This window comes from Acidovorax sp. 22279 (genome assembly GCF_052045435.1).
Lineage (GTDB): Bacteria > Pseudomonadota > Gammaproteobacteria > Burkholderiales > Burkholderiaceae_C > Acidovorax > Acidovorax delafieldii.
The window spans coordinates 268,431-282,488 of sequence record NZ_JBQEOV010000004.1; the positions used below are offsets into that span (position 1 = coordinate 268,431).

At 65.0% G+C, this 14,058-nt stretch carries 14 protein-coding genes; 8 read left to right on the forward strand and 6 right to left on the reverse strand.

Features of this window, described 5'->3' with window-relative positions:
* The 3 genes from ACTJKQ_RS07505 to ACTJKQ_RS07515 all read left to right on the forward strand — a co-directional run.
* Window positions 1-1,121, forward strand: a 1,121-nt coding sequence (locus ACTJKQ_RS07505) for an RHS repeat-associated core domain-containing protein (protein WP_440596479.1), incomplete at its 5' end; no start/stop codon positions are given.
* A 12-nt stretch (window positions 1,122-1,133) separates the two neighbouring features.
* A complete protein-coding gene (locus ACTJKQ_RS07510) occupies window positions 1,134-1,445 on the forward strand; it encodes a hypothetical protein (RefSeq protein ID WP_440596480.1) in 312 nt (103 codons plus the stop codon).
* A 145-nt stretch (window positions 1,446-1,590) separates the two neighbouring features.
* Complete coding sequence (locus tag ACTJKQ_RS07515; protein ID WP_440596481.1) at window positions 1,591-1,875, forward strand: hypothetical protein; 285 nt, start codon at window positions 1,591-1,593, stop codon at window positions 1,873-1,875.
* 570 nt (window positions 1,876-2,445) lie between these two features.
* Here the strand turns inward: ACTJKQ_RS07515 and ACTJKQ_RS07520 are convergent.
* From ACTJKQ_RS07520 to lplT, 4 genes are all read right to left on the reverse strand, one after another.
* Window positions 2,446-3,120, reverse strand: a complete 675-nt coding sequence (locus ACTJKQ_RS07520; protein ID WP_440596482.1) for an OmpA family protein — start codon at window positions 3,118-3,120, stop codon at window positions 2,446-2,448.
* 726 nt (window positions 3,121-3,846) lie between these two features.
* The gene (locus ACTJKQ_RS07525) at window positions 3,847-4,338 is read right to left on the reverse strand and encodes a glutathione peroxidase (protein WP_440596483.1); all 492 of its coding nucleotides are present in this window, start codon (window positions 4,336-4,338) and stop codon (window positions 3,847-3,849) included.
* Window positions 4,339-4,413: 75 nt separating this feature from the next.
* A complete protein-coding gene (locus ACTJKQ_RS07530) occupies window positions 4,414-5,313 on the reverse strand; it encodes a DMT family transporter (RefSeq protein ID WP_099731528.1) in 900 nt (299 codons plus the stop codon).
* Between the two features lie 286 nt (window positions 5,314-5,599).
* Window positions 5,600-6,904: a lysophospholipid transporter LplT gene (gene lplT / locus ACTJKQ_RS07535; protein ID WP_056057261.1), complete on the reverse strand. Its 1,305-nt coding sequence runs from the start codon at window positions 6,902-6,904 to the stop codon at window positions 5,600-5,602.
* A gap of 156 nt (window positions 6,905-7,060) precedes the next feature.
* Here lplT and alr point away from each other — a divergent pair, with 156 nt between their 5' ends.
* Both alr and ACTJKQ_RS07545 read left to right on the forward strand, forming a co-directional pair.
* Entirely contained in the window at window positions 7,061-8,176 is a 1,116-nt protein-coding gene (gene alr / locus ACTJKQ_RS07540; protein ID WP_015012110.1) for an alanine racemase, read from the forward strand.
* Between the two features lie 137 nt (window positions 8,177-8,313).
* The gene (locus ACTJKQ_RS07545) at window positions 8,314-9,183 is read left to right on the forward strand and encodes a hypothetical protein (protein ID WP_440596484.1); all 870 of its coding nucleotides are present in this window, start codon (window positions 8,314-8,316) and stop codon (window positions 9,181-9,183) included.
* 92 nt (window positions 9,184-9,275) lie between these two features.
* Here the strand turns inward: ACTJKQ_RS07545 and ACTJKQ_RS07550 are convergent, their stop codons facing one another.
* Window positions 9,276-9,767 carry a MarR family winged helix-turn-helix transcriptional regulator gene (locus ACTJKQ_RS07550; RefSeq protein ID WP_440596485.1) on the reverse strand — a complete coding sequence of 164 codons (492 nt, stop codon included), beginning with the start codon at window positions 9,765-9,767 and terminating at the stop codon, window positions 9,276-9,278.
* Window positions 9,768-9,838: 71 nt separating this feature from the next.
* Between ACTJKQ_RS07550 and ACTJKQ_RS07555 the strand changes: the two genes are divergently transcribed.
* The gene (locus ACTJKQ_RS07555) at window positions 9,839-10,648 is read left to right on the forward strand and encodes a siderophore-interacting protein (protein WP_440596486.1); all 810 of its coding nucleotides are present in this window, start codon (window positions 9,839-9,841) and stop codon (window positions 10,646-10,648) included.
* A 37-nt stretch (window positions 10,649-10,685) separates the two neighbouring features.
* Here ACTJKQ_RS07555 and ACTJKQ_RS07560 read toward each other — a convergent pair whose 3' ends face one another.
* Window positions 10,686-11,573 (reverse strand): LysR family transcriptional regulator ArgP, encoded by an 888-nt coding sequence (locus ACTJKQ_RS07560; RefSeq protein ID WP_440596487.1) that lies wholly within the window; start codon window positions 11,571-11,573, stop codon window positions 10,686-10,688.
* Window positions 11,574-11,650: 77 nt separating this feature from the next.
* On the opposite strand from ACTJKQ_RS07560, the gene ACTJKQ_RS07565 reads away from it, so the two are divergent.
* Complete coding sequence (locus ACTJKQ_RS07565; protein WP_440596488.1) at window positions 11,651-12,259, forward strand: LysE/ArgO family amino acid transporter; 609 nt, start codon at window positions 11,651-11,653, stop codon at window positions 12,257-12,259.
* 88 nt (window positions 12,260-12,347) lie between these two features.
* Entirely contained in the window at window positions 12,348-13,928 is a 1,581-nt protein-coding gene (locus ACTJKQ_RS07570) for an ABC transporter substrate-binding protein (protein WP_440596489.1), read from the forward strand.
* The last annotated feature ends 130 nt before the right edge of the window (window positions 13,929-14,058 follow it).

Below are 14,058 nucleotides of genomic sequence, written 5' to 3' on the forward strand. Positions count from 1 at the left end.
TTGGCACCACGCACTTCACCTGGGACGGAATGCGGCTGCTGCAAGAAAGCCGGGGCGGGCACACGAGCACCTACGTCTACAGGCCGGGTGGCTACGTGCCCCTGGCGCGCATCGACGGAAGTGGCGGCATAGAGCCACACGCTGCGGCTGCGCATGCGCTGGGCGGAGGATCAGACAATACACAAGGCAAGCAGGCCAGCGTGCCCACGACCAACCCGGGCTGGAGCGACCGGTTCAACGTGGGGGCGGCGGCGAACGATGGGCGCACCGATGGCTTGGCCAGAGCGGACGCAAAGACCACAGCCGCAGCCGCAGCCGCAACTCCAACGGCGCAGGCAGCGCAGGTGTATTACTTCCACACCCAGCCTAACGGCCTGCCGGAAGAACTGAGCGACAACAGCGGCCACCTGGTGTGGACAGCGCAGTACAGCACGTGGGGCAGTACGGTCCGGGAGGAATGGCAGAGCTACGACGAAGCGGGAAGACCTGTTCAGCGACTGCAACAGCAGTCAGCGAACCAGACAGTGCAGCTTCAGCAGAACCTGCGGATGCAGGGGCAGTACCTGGACAGGGAAACAGGGCTGCACTACAACACGTTCCGGTACTACGACGCGGACCTGGGGGCGTTTACGACGCCGGATCCGATTGGGCTGTCGGGCGGATTGAACCTGCACCAGTATGCGCCGAACCCTGTTGGCTGGATTGATCCTTGGGGTTGGAGTTGCTCTTTTGACTCAAAAGCTAATCGGTGGAGAAATAATGAAACAGGTCGTTTTTCTCAACGTCCCAGTAGTCCGGCTGATCTGGTGAAAAACGGTCGGCTAAATTATCCTGACGTTCAGGTTTGGGCGCGTCAAGGCGGATTGCCTAATATTTTCCATCCTAATCCCACAAAATTTCCCTCTGGTGGATTCAAGCACGAAAACGCGCCTTATAGTATTCATGGGCATGGCGCAAACCCTGTTGCTGCCGCGAATTTTCCGGGTTCAAATGCTGGCGCCGGCCCTACTGCTAGCATTAAAGGTCCCGGTGGTAATAACTATAGAACTGACGGAACATGGGGGCCATTTGGCGCCGATAAAAATGGTGCGCATATCCCTTTGGATGGCTCTCCTTTTTAGCTTGAGATAATTATGATTAATCTCGAAAAAAAGTACGCAAACTTTCCAACTATTATGGATTACAAGGATGAAATTGCGGCAATTAAAGATTTGATTGATATTGGTGCAATCAATTTGTTGCAGGATGAGGGGGGGCTGTTTTTTGTTCTTCAAAAAATCGATGAAAGCCATCAGGATAACGGTGTTTTTGAATTTAAGCAGACTGATGGGGAGTTGTTTCGGCAGTTTGTTAATTTGTTGCGTGAAATTAAGTCGCTTTATCCCAATGGAAATGTTAATATAGAAAATATGATTTCTACTTTTTTGCGTCCCGGTTTTGATTGAGGCAATTTAATTAAACGTGCCGACCGTAGGAGCAATCAGCTAAGGCTGGGCATAGAACAGCGGCTTCGGTCGGCTGATCAGAAAACGCATAGGCAGCCACACGGAGCAGCACTACCGCTACGACCACCAGCACAGGCTGACCCAGGTGGCTGTGGTACGGGCGGGCAAAGACGGCCAGCCACAAAGCCAGGTCTTCAGCTACCAGTACGACGCACTGGGCAGACGCACCGCCAAGACTGACAGCTTTGGCACCACGCACTTCACCTGGGACGGAATGCGGCTGCTGCAAGAAAGCCGGGGCGGGCACACGAACACCTACGTCTACGAGCCGGGCAGCCACGTACCCCTGGCGCGCCTGGACGCAGATGGCGAGAGATCCGAGCAGGGTGCGCTGGGCACCACCCGAGACGTGCAGCAGCCAAAAACATAAAAAAACCTAGCGGCTAGCGCAGGTCGGACAAGCAATGGAGGCCAAAAAGACCCAAACTATTCCCAGCAACCAGCCAACGACCCACTGGAAGCCCGCTACTGGCAAGCACTAATTCACAGGGCACAGCGCAAAATACGCGCACAAATGGCCGCAGCGCAAACGCCAATCTGTGCGAGGTGTGCTACTCCCACATCGACCAGGTCGACCTGCCCGAAGAACTCAGCAACGCCCAAGGCCGGATCATTTGGCAAGCCGCTGCACTGGCGTGCTACTCCGTGCAAATTAAGTGCGCCTGTAAGAAAACCCGAGCAACGCTCGCACCCAGATCATCCGGCAGAGAGTTTTAGCGGGGCCGCCGCTACTACTGCGATCTACGACGAAGCAAGTGGGCGAGACGCGGTGCTTTAAATATCCCAATCATTAACACCCTGATGCAGCGCCTCGCGCCCGGGCTAGCCGTCAGGGAACGAGCCGGACGCGTCTCTCGCGCGGGCTGCCAGGCACGCGCGCGCGATGTGGACGCAACGACAAGTAGTAGCTGGCCCCGAAGGCAGGGCCAGCAAAATCAGTTTACCGAGTGGCTGCGCCGGGTGCAGCGCATGCGCAACCGGCTTGGGTGCTGGCTGCGGTGCTCATGGGGCCTGTGGGGTTTGCCTTTTCCGCGAGTTCAACGCGGCCCGTGTGCGGTGTGGAGGCCGTAGCAGGGCCGTCCTTCACCTCCATCTTGACTGCGTGCATGGGTTGCATGGTGTTGTACTTCACGCGGATGGATTTAGCGGGTACGCCCAGCTTGATGAGTTCGCGGCGTACCGCATTGGCGCGCATCGTGGCGATGTCGCGCGCATCGATGGGGGCCTCGCGTTTGTTGCAGTAGCCGGTGATTTCCAGGCGTTCGTTGGGGTCGCGGCTCTCTGCGAACTTGGCCAGCAGCGCCAGGGTTTCTGGCGAGAGTTTGACCTGCGTGGCTTTGAACTCGGCGACGATGCCGTCCTCTGGCAGGCGTGCGGGTTGGGCGATGGGCTCAGGCGCTGGCTGCTCGACAGGGGCGGCGACAGTCTCGGTCGCGGGCGCGGTGGTGGCGACTGGCTCTGTTGGCGCTTGAGGGGTGTCAGCGCAACCCGCCAAACCCGATGCCAGCGCTAGCGCCAGTGCTGCGCAAGCCATGACTTTGGCTGGTCTGGGCACCGAGGCGATAGGGCGATCGAGTGCGATATGGGTTCCCGTGGCGTGGCAAATGAATGACATCAGAAAAGCTCCTTCAAGATAACGATGTGTGTGGCCTGGTGGCGATGGTTCGGGTGCGGTACTTGCGGTACTGGAAGGCAGCACGCGGCCATGAGCTGCCGAGCGTGTGTGCTCTTTTAAGTGCGGTCCTTGCCGGGGCAGCGGTGATCGGGCACTTACACTCCGCCCTGGGCTTGTTGCATGCCGCGCTGTGGTGAATTGAGTAAGCCTTCAAAGGGGGCGGGTAGCCCGACGGCCGTGGGCGAGCGCGGGATTGGCTATCAGCGTCGTCGCAGTAGCTGGCACGAAGGCCGCTTGAGCGCCGGCCCGCCGGATCACTGGGTGCAGCCTTCGCGCTGAACAAGGTGCTGCCGTCGCCTGCGAGTCCCAGGAATGGGAACTTGCAGGTCAGCGATGCAGCGGCCATGGCGGCGCGCTGCCATGCGGCAGCGAAAGCAGGCAAAGGGGCTCCCTCCAGTAGCGAACAGATGGCGTGTGCGTTCGTTGGAGTGGGCGGTCTGATGCCACCCTGGCTCACTCGGGGTCAGCGCGATGGGCGCTGCTTCTCCGCGAACGGGCCAGAGTGTCGCTGCAGAAAAGGCCGATTGGCGCCGCAGCGGGGCGTTTGGCAACCGCTTGATTCAGGTTTCACAAATACCAACATTCGCCCACAACAGGGGGCGAGCGTCGGAAGAGAAGGGGCGCCAGGGCGTCGCAAATATTACTGATGGGTGCCGACGAAGGCGATCAGCCCGCGGCCAGCGCCGCCTCAATATCCCCCGCCAGCTTCTTCGGCGCGTCCTGCGGCGCATAGCGGCGGATCACGCGGCCGTCCTTGCCGACGAGGAACTTGGTGAAGTTCCACTTGATGGCCTTGCTGCCCAGCAGGCCCGGGGCTTCGGCGGTGAGCCACTGGTACAGGGGCGATGCGTTGGCGCCGTTCACGTCGATCTTGGCCATCATGGGAAAGCTCACGCCGTAGTTGAGCTGGCAGAAGCTGGCGATCTCGTCGTTGCTGCCGGGGTCCTGGGCGCCGAACTGGTTGCAGGGGAAGCCCAGCACGACGAGGCCTTTGTCTGCGTATTCCTTGTGCAGTTCTTCCAGCCCGCCGAACTGGGGCGTGAAGCCGCAGGCGCTGGCGGTGTTCACGATGAGCAATACCTTGCCGCGGTATTGCGACAGGGGCACGGCCTGGCCGTTCATCTGCAGGGCTTCAAAGTCGTAGATGCTGGTGGACATGCGGGTTCTCCGGGTGGGGATGACGGGCCATCGTAGCCCCAGCTGCAGAGGCCTGTGCGCAGGCGGGTCAATCCATCAATGAGGGCCCGCAGCGCCCGGTCGGCGGAACTGCAGCGCCGCCAGCAGCGAAGCCAGCAGGATCAGCGCCCCGCCCAGCACGGTGCGCGTGTTCAGCGTGGCCGCGCCCAGCAGGGCCGACGACACGCTGGCAAACATCACCTCCGACAGCATCACCAGCGCCGTGGTGCCCGCCGCCAGGCGGGCGGCGCCAAATTGCAGCGCCCAGTTGCCCAGCATCAGCACCCCGGCCAGCAGCAGGCCGGTAACGACCCAGGTGGCATTGACGGCAGGGAAGGGTTCCACCACGCCCACTTGCAGGCCAATGCTGGCCACGGCCAGCGCCATGAGCATGCAGCCACCAAACATCGAGAACATGCGCGCGGGCCCCGGCACGGTGTGCAGGCGGCGCAGTGTGACGTTGGTGAGCGCGAACATGAAACCGCCCAGCAGCGCCAGAGCGTCGGCCAGCGACAGGTTCTGCAGCAGGCGCGATGCAGGCGCGCCCTCGGGCAGCAGCACCAGCACCACGCCGCAGAAAGCCAGCGCCAGGCGCAGCAGCGCCGCAGGGGTAGGGCGCTCGCCCAGCACCTTCCAGGCCAGCAGCACGGCCCAGGCGGGCATTAGGTAGAACAGCAGGATCACGCGCACCACGTCGCCAATGGTCACGGCCCAGTTGAAGGCCACGTTGTTCAGGCCCGAGGCCAGCGCCAGCAGCCACAGCTGCGGATGCGCGCGCACCTGCTGCAAGATGCCGGGGCGCCAGGCCAGCAGCGCCAGCAGTACCACCGCATACATGCAGGCCGTGGCCCACAAGGGGTGCAGCCCCGCCTGGTGCATGTGCTGGAACGGCCACCACGCCAGGCCCCAGACAAAGGCGTTGAATAAGAGTGCGGCGAAGGGGAGGGGAGAGTGCATTGAAGGGAAAAACAGGCGGTAGCGCTAGTGGAATATGCGCTGAAAGCTATAAATTATGTAGCAGGTGGTTCCATGCTGCACAGCCAGCTAAAACTGGCACGCTTCAAGGCCAGTGCACCCGTGGAACTGGCTTTGCCAGGCCACTGGGTGCGTCCCCCTCCCGCGCAGCGAGAGAGGGGGAAGACGCGCAGCGGCTCAGGGGGAGCCTTCAATAGCTCCAGGCCACTGGGTGCGTCCCCCTCGGGGGAAGCGGCGAAGCCGCACAGGGGGGCTTCGCAATCAGGAGTCAATGGTGCGTATCGTGCCGCGCGATGTCCAGCAGGTGGTTCACTTCGTCGCGGTGGTTCACGCAGTTGCGCTGGTGCCAGCGGCGGATGACCCACATGATGCCCGCAACCACCAGCCCGAAGGTGGTGATGGCGCCAAACACCGACAGGCCGAGCTTGAGCGACAGGCTGTAGAAAGCCCCCAGGCCCAGGATGCAGGCCTGCTCGTTGAAGTTCTGCACGGCAATCGACCGGCCCGCGCCCATGAGGTTGTGGCCCCGGTGCTGCAGCAGGGCGTTCATGGGCACCACCAGATAGCCGCCCAGACCACCCAGCACGATGAGGAACGGAATGGCCAGCCAGATGTTGCTGATGAACACCATCAGGATCAGCAGCAAGCCCATCGCAATGCCCAGCGGGATCACGCGGGTGGCCATGTCCAGGCGCATGCGCATCGATGCCACCACGGCACCCACGGCGGTGCCGATGGCCACCACGCCGGTCAGGGCCGAGGCCTGGGTGGTGTTGTAGCCCAGGGCCACGGCGGCCCAGGCCAGCACGATGAACTTGAGGTTGCCACCGGCGCCCCAGAACAGGGTGGTGGTAGCCAGCGAGATCTGGCCCAGCTTGTCGCGCCACAGGCGGCTGTTGCAGGCCCAGAAGTCAGGCAGCAGGTTGAGCGCGTTGGCCACCACGCTGCGCGACGGGTCGGCGCGCAGGGGGCGCATCTCCACCCCGGTGTGCGGGATGCGGGTGTTGAACCAGGCAGCCAGCGCATAGACAGCGATCAGCGCTGCAATGGCGGCCTCGGCGGGGGTGTCCACGCCGGTGTCGATCACGGGAAAGTCAAAGCCCAGCAGCATGCCCGACAGCTGCTGCCCCACCAGCTGGCCGCCCAGCAGCACGCCCAGGATGATCGATGCAATGGTCAGGCCCTCGATCCAGCCGTTGGCCTTGACGAGCTGGGAGGCGGGCAGCAGTTCGGTCAGGATGCCGTACTTGGCGGGCGAGTAGGCCGCAGCACCCAGCCCCACCACGGCGTAGGCCATGAGCGGGTGCGAGCCAAACAGCATCATCAGGCAGCCCGCCACCTTGATGGCGTTGCTGACAAACATGACCTTGCCCTTGGGCAGCGCATCGGCAAAGGCGCCGACGAAGGGCGCCAGCACCACATAGAACAATGCGAACATGGGCACCAGGGCCGCACGCTGCCACTCGGGGGCGCCTCCGGTGCGCAGGAGTTCCACAGCGGCTACGAAGAGTGCGTTGTCGGCCAGCGAGCTGAAAAACTGCGCCGACATGATGGTGTAAAAACCGCGCTTCATCGAATGGCTGGTGAGAGCATCAGTTGGGCTGATGCCCTGGTAAATGTGAAGAATCGTAGCGAGGGACAGGCGGTTATATCACGCGGATAAACGGCCACAGTGCCAGAATCCGGCGCTGGTCCCCCGGTAAATCCCTCGCTCCATCAGGTCTGTCCCATGCCCCGTCCCATTGCTGCCACCATCCACACCACGGCCCTGCACCACAACCTCGCGCGCGTGCGCCAGTCGGTGCCTGACGCCAAGGTGTGGGCGGTGGTCAAGGCCAACGCCTATGGCCACGGCATCGAGCGGGTGTACGAGGGCCTGCGCGGCGCCGACGGGTTTGCGCTGCTGGACCTGGCCGAGGCCGAGCGCGTGCGCCACCTGGGCTGGCGCGGGCCCATCCTGCTGCTCGAAGGCGTGTTCGAGCCGCGCGACCTGGAGCTGTGCTCGCGCCTGGGTCTGTGGCATGCGGTGCATTGCGACGAGCAGATCGACATGCTGGCTGCGCACAAGACGCAGGTGCCGCACCGGGTGTTCCTCAAGATGAATTCGGGCATGAACCGGCTGGGCTTCACGCCTGAGCGCTACCGCGCCGCGTGGGCCCGGCTCAATGCGCTGCCGCAGGTGGACGAGATTTCGTTCATGACCCACTTCAGCGACGCCGACGGCCCGCGTGGCATTGCCCACCAGATGGCGGCGTTCAACGCCGCCGCGCAGGACCTGCCCGGCGAGCGCAGCCTGAGCAACAGCGCGGCCACACTGCGCCACGCGCAGGATGCGGGCGTGCGTGCCGACTGGGTGCGCGCGGGCATCGTGGTCTATGGCAGTGCGCCGGACTTCCCCGAGCACCATGCCGGCCACTGGGGGTTGCAACCCACCATGACGCTGTCCACGCGCCTCATCGCCACCCAGCAGCTGCAGGCGGGCGACACCGTGGGCTATGGCTCGCGCTTCACGGCCGACGGCCCGCTCACCATTGGCATCGCCGCCTGTGGCTACGCGGATGGCTACCCCCGCCACTGCGACACCGGCACGCCGGTGCTGGTGAATGGCGTGCGCACGCGCCTGGTGGGGCGGGTGAGCATGGACATGGTGACCGTGGACCTCACGCCGCTGCAGCAGGCCGGTGTGGACGTGGGCTTTGGCAGCGAGGTCACGCTCTGGGGCCGCGCCAGCAATGGCGTGGTGTTGTCCATCGACGAGGTGGCGCAGGCAGCAGGCACCGTGGGCTACGAGCTGATGTGCGCCCTGGCGCAGCGCGTGCCGGTGGTGGTGGACGGCGGGGCCTGAAGCCCCCCTTCATTGGCGTGCGGCAGGACGCGGTTCGCGCACAAGTTCACGCCGCAGGGCCCGCCTGCGTGGGGCGCGGCCTGAAACTGGTGTGAAATGGCGCCGTCTGTTTGCCACCGCGCCAGCGCGCTCCTTCCATGGCCACACCCCGCAGCAACTCCTCCAGTTCCAAGAAAAAAGGCAGCTCCACCTGGCGCTCGGTGCGCATGCCGCACCACGGCGCGGTCGCGCGCACCCTGCAGCAGCGCTACAGCCTGCGCTGGCACGGGCTGCTGATCGGCAGCTTCACGCTGCTGCTGATGTGGGCCACCTCGCACCTGCAGATGGTGCTGGGCGTGGATTCGCTGGCACTGCGGTACTTGATTACGCTGTCCGTGGGCTACGTCGGCTATCTGCTGGTGCTGCGCGCCTGGGCAGCGCGGCTGGTGCGGCGGGACGGGTCGTCGGGCGATGGCAGCAGTGTGGAATTGCCCGACATCTCCTGGCCCAGTGGCAATGGCCCCTCCGGGGGCGGCCAAGTGCCCTTGCCCCGCACCGGCGGTGGCAACTTTGGCGGCGGCGGCGCATCGGGGGACTTTGGGGGCGGGTGGACGCAGGGCCTGTCCAGCGGGGGCTCCGGCAGCGACTCCAGCGTGCTGGGCGATATTGCCGGGGGCGCGGCCGATGCGCTGGGCAGCGCCGACGAGGGCGCCGTGGTGGTCGTGCCCGTGGTGGCCATCTTTCTCATCGGCGCGGCGCTGATCCTGGGCGCGGGCTCGCTCGCCATGCTGTTTTTTGGCTGGGATGTGCTGCTCACAGTGGCGGTGGAGATCGCCTTTTCAGTGGCCACGGCCCGCGCCGCCGTGGGGGTGGAGCGCGAGGGCTGGCTCAGCGCCGCCGTGCGCCTGACCTGGAAGCCGCTGCTGGGCGCGCTAGTCTGCGCCGTGCTGCTGGGCGCCACCATCGACCATTTCCTGCCCCATGTGCATTCGCTGCCCGAGGCGCTACGCGTAATCCAGGGGCGCTGATTTGCTCTCTATTTGATAGCTGCCAGGGCATATTGCACTAGCGCTTGGGGCAAAAATCCCTTCAAAAGCACTTGAAACCCCCTGTGGGGCCCTTAACGGGAGGATCGGCCCTTGCCGTGGCTGCAGTCCTCGCCAGTCTCCAGGGGGGCCAGCGCGTCCAGGTTGGTCCGCACCCGCGCCAGCAGGGCCAGCAACTGCGCCTGGGTGTCGTCGTCGCAGCCCGCCAGCACCTGGGCCGACAGGGTCTGCCGCGCGGTCTGCAGCGCCTGGTAGAGCGCCTGGCCCTCGGCGCTCAGCGTGAGGCACAGGCTGCGCCGGTCCTCGGCGTGGGGCTGGCGCTCCAGCCAACCCTTGTCCTGCAATAGGCCCAGCATGCGCGCCACCTGCGCCTTGTCGGCGCCGCTGTGGCGCACCAGCTCTTTCTGCGTGGCGCCAGGGTGGCGGCCGATGAAGTTCAGCGCGCGCACTTCGTTGAAGGTCAGGTCCGGATGCACGGAGGTCATCGCGCGCACCATGCGCGCCCGGTAGGCGTGCATCAGGTCGTGCAGGGCTTCAAACACATCGGGGCGGGCACGTGGGGGCATGGCGTGGCTATCGGTTGACAAAGTCAACTGAATGGCGGATGATTTGGTTGATTAAATCAACATTTTACGCCATGAACGCACCTCTGCCCCTGGCCGCCACGGCCCTCTCTCTCGCCATCGAGCGCATTCGCCACCCTTTGCAGGGCCGCCACCTCCAGGTGGTGCGCCGCACCCAGGTCAGCCCCGGCTTTGTGCGGCTGACCCTGGCCGGCCCCGAGCTGGCGGGCTTTGTGAGCGCTGGGTTCGACGACCATCTCAAGCTCATCCTTCCCTCCCCCGGGCAAGACCGCCCCACCTTGCCCACGCTGCAGGACGGTCGCCCCGTGTTTGACGGCCCGCGCCCCGTGCTGCGCGACTACACCCCCGCGCGTTTTGACGCCGCTGCGGGCGAACTGGACATCGAAGTGGCCCTGCACGACGCGGGCCCCGCCACCGACTGGGCCGCCAGCGCCACCGTGGGCCAGTGGGTGGGCATTGCCGGGCCGCGCGGCAGCATGGTGGTGCCCACGGGCTTCGACTGGCACTGGCTGCTGGGCGACGAAACCGCGCTGCCCGCCATCGCCCGCCGCCTGGCCGAGCTGCCCGCCAGCGCGGTGGCCACGGTGCGCATCCAGCTGAACAACCCGGCCGACCAGCGGGTGTTGGTGAGTGCGGCGCAGGTGGACCTGCAATGGGTGAGCGCGTTGCCTGCCGCCGTCGAAGCCCTGGCGCTGCCACCCGGCGCGGGCTTTGTCTGGGCTGCGGGCGAACACAGCGACATGGCCGCCGTGCGCCGCGCCATGCTCGCCAAGCCGGGCGTGGACCCGAAACGCATGCGCATCTCCGCCTACTGGAAGCGCGGCGCTGCGGATCACCACGAGGACCTGGCGAGCGCTGCGTAGTCGGCCCTTGCTTGCTACATCCCTCTCGACTTTCCTCTCAGCGCAGCAGCGTCAGCGCAGCAGCCCGCTGCACGACTGCGGTCACGTGCTGCAGGGCCTGCACGTTCAGGCGCCAGCACTGCCAGTACAGCGGCACATCCACCGGCTTGTTCGCAATCAGCTCGACCAGCGCACCAGTCTTCAGGTCATCCTCCACCAGCGGGTCGGGCGTCATGCCCCAGCCCAGGCTGGCGCGGGTGGCTTTGACAAACACATGCGCCTCGGGCAGCCAGTGCACGGGCGGTGCGAGCTTGCGGCGCGTGATGCGGCCCACAAAACGCGCCTGCAGCGCATCCTTGCGGTTGAACACCAGCATGGGCGCCTGCGCCAGCGTGGTGGCGTTCACCCCTTGGGCAAAGTGGCGCTGCATGAACGCAGGACTTGCGAGTGCGCGGTAGCGCAGCGTGCCCAGCGGCAGCACCTGGCAGCCCTGCACGGGCTGCGGGTCGGCCGTCACGGCGGCCATCACGCGGCCCTCGCGCAGCAGGTTGGCCGAATGGTCCTGGTCTTCCACATGGATGTCGAAGGTGATGGCCTGCCCCTCGGCCGCCTGCGCCATGGCGTGGGGGAACCAGGTGGCCAGCGAGTCGGCATTCACGCCAATTGCCAGCCGCGTGGTGCTGTGCTGCCCGCCGCCAATGGTGGCCAGCGCGTCGGCCTCGCTCAACGCCACCTCGCGCGCATGGCGGTACAGCGCCTGCCCGGCCTCGGTGGGCGTGCAGGGCGTGGCGCGGCGCACCAGCACCTGGCCCACGCGCTCTTCCAGCAGCTTGACGCGCTGCGACACCGCCGAGCGCGTGACATGCAGCACGGCCGCCGCTCGCTCGAAGCTGCCCTCATCGATCACCGTGGCAAAGGCGTTGAGCTGGGCGGAGTCGAGTTGCATGGGTGGTTAGCCATTTTGACGGATCGTTAAAAAGTATAGCTGGCGTCAACGCAGGCCCTTGGCCAGAATCCGTGCCCATGGTCTCCACTGCCTTCGTTCACGGTTTCACTTCCACCGCCATGCTCATCATGGCCATTGGCGCGCAAAACGCGTTCGTGCTGCGCCAGGGCCTGCGGCGCGAGCATGTGATGCCCGTGGTGCTGGTGTGTGCGCTGTCGGACGCGGTGCTGCTGCAGGTGGGCGTGTGGGGCATGGGCGGCGTGCTGCTGGCCCGGCCCGAATGGGCACAGTTCATGCGCTGGGCGGGTGCGCTGTTCCTGCTGATGTATGCGGCACAGACGGCCGCGCGGGCGCTGCGCCCCGGCCAGTTGCTGGTCGCCACCAGCGGCCCCGGCGCCAGCCTGCGCACCACGCTGGCCACGGTGGTGGCGCTCACCTGGCTCAACCCGCATGTGTACCTGGACACCGTGGTGCTGCTGGGCACCATGGCCACACCCTACCCGGCCTGGGGCCGTGCGCTGTTTGCGGCGGGTGGCTCGCTGGCCAGCGCGCTGTGGTTCTTGCTGATCGGCCTGGGCGCCCGCTGGCTGGCCCCGTTGTTTGCCACACCGGCGGCGTGGCGGGTGCTGGATGGGGTGACGGCGACCACCATGCTGGTGCTGGCAGGGGTGATGGCTCTAAGCTAAGAAGAATAAGTTCGTTTTCTAAAAGCGCCGCTTGGGGGATAGTCTGGCCATTCAGCATCTTTTGGCTTTTTTGCCTATCCTCCCGTCCATGCGCTTCAAACACCTTCTCCTGGCCGCCGCCGTTGTTGCGGCCCTGCCCCTGGCCGCACAGTCCGCCACGTTCCGCTGGTCCCGCTCGGTGGACATTTCCACCTGGGACATCCACACCCAGAACGTGGGCGTGAACAACACCATGCACGGCGCGGTGTACGACACGCTGGTGGAATACAACAGCAAGACCTTCAAGCCCGAGCCCTCGCTCGCCACCGAGTGGAAGCTGATCAAGCCCACCCAGCTGCGCCTGACCTTGCGCAAGGGCGTGAAGTTCAGCGACGGCAGCGAGTTCACGGCCGACGACGCCAAGTTCTCGCTGGAGCGCGCCAAGGCCAAAAGCTCCAACTTCGCCGTCTACACCCAGGGCATTGACCGTGTGGAAAAAGTCGATGCATACACCATCGACATCCACTCCGACCTGCCCAACCCGGTGCTGGTGAACCAGCTGACCGAGCTGCGCATCATGAGCAAGGCCTGGGCCGAGAAGAACAAGTCGGTCGAGCCCAAGGACATCAAGACCAAGGACGAAAACTTTGCCCACCGCAATGCGCTGGGCACTGGCCCCTACCAGCTCAAGCAGTGGACGCCTGACCAGCGCGTGGTGCTGGAGCCCAACCCCCACTGGTGGGGCAAGGGCAAGTACCCCACCAACCTGACCGAGATCGTCTACACCCCCATCAAGGCCGACGCTACGCGCACAGCGGCGCTGCTGTCGGGTGAGGTGGATTTTGTGATCGACCCGAGCCTGCAGGACCTGGCGCGCATCAAGCAGACGCCCAACCTGCAGGTGCTCGAAGGGCCAGAATACCGCACCATCTTCCTGGGGCTGGACCAGTTCCGTGACGAGCTGCCCGGCTCGGATGTGAAGGGCAAGAACCCGGTGAAAGACCTGCGCGTGCGCAAGGCGCTGTACCAGGCCATCGACATCCAGTCCATCCAGCGCGTGGTGCTGCGTGGCCTGGCCCAGCCCACGGGCACACTCATCGCCAACCAGGTCAACGGCTGGACCAAGAAGGCCGACGTGCGCTACCCCTACGACCCCAAGGCCGCGCAGAAGCTGCTGGCCGATGCGGGCTACCCCAACGGCTTTGAGGTGGACTTTGCCTGCAGCGCGGGCCGCTACATCAACGACGAGCAGCTGTGCCAGGCCATCACGTCACATTGGGCCAAGGTGGGCGTGAAGGCCAAGCTGCGCTCGCTGCCGTTTGCCACCTACTTTCCGATGATCCAGCGCAACGAAGCCAGCATCTACCTGCTGGGCTGGGGCGTGCCCACGTTCGATGCGTTCTACAGCCTGCAGTCGCTGGTGCGCACAACGGGCGCGGGTGGGGACGGCAACTTCAACCTGGGCCGGTTCTCCGACCCGCAGATGGACGCGCTGATCGAGCGTGTGAAGAAGGAAACGGACACCGCCACGCGCAACGGCCTGATCGAGCAGGCGCTGATCAAGGAGCATGAGCTGGTGTCGCACATCCCGCTGTACAACCAGGTGATTCCGTGGGCGGGCACCAAGAAGGTGGACATCATCCACCGCGCCGACAACCGCATCGACTGGCGGTATCTGAAGGTGAATTGAGAGTGACAACCCCCTGAGGCACTTCGTGCCTTCCCCCTTCTCTCGAATTGCTGCGCAGTTCGGGAAGGGGGACGCCGCCAGCGCGGCGGGGCGCCCCTTGCGCGGCGGCCCTCGCCTCGGCCCCGCCAGT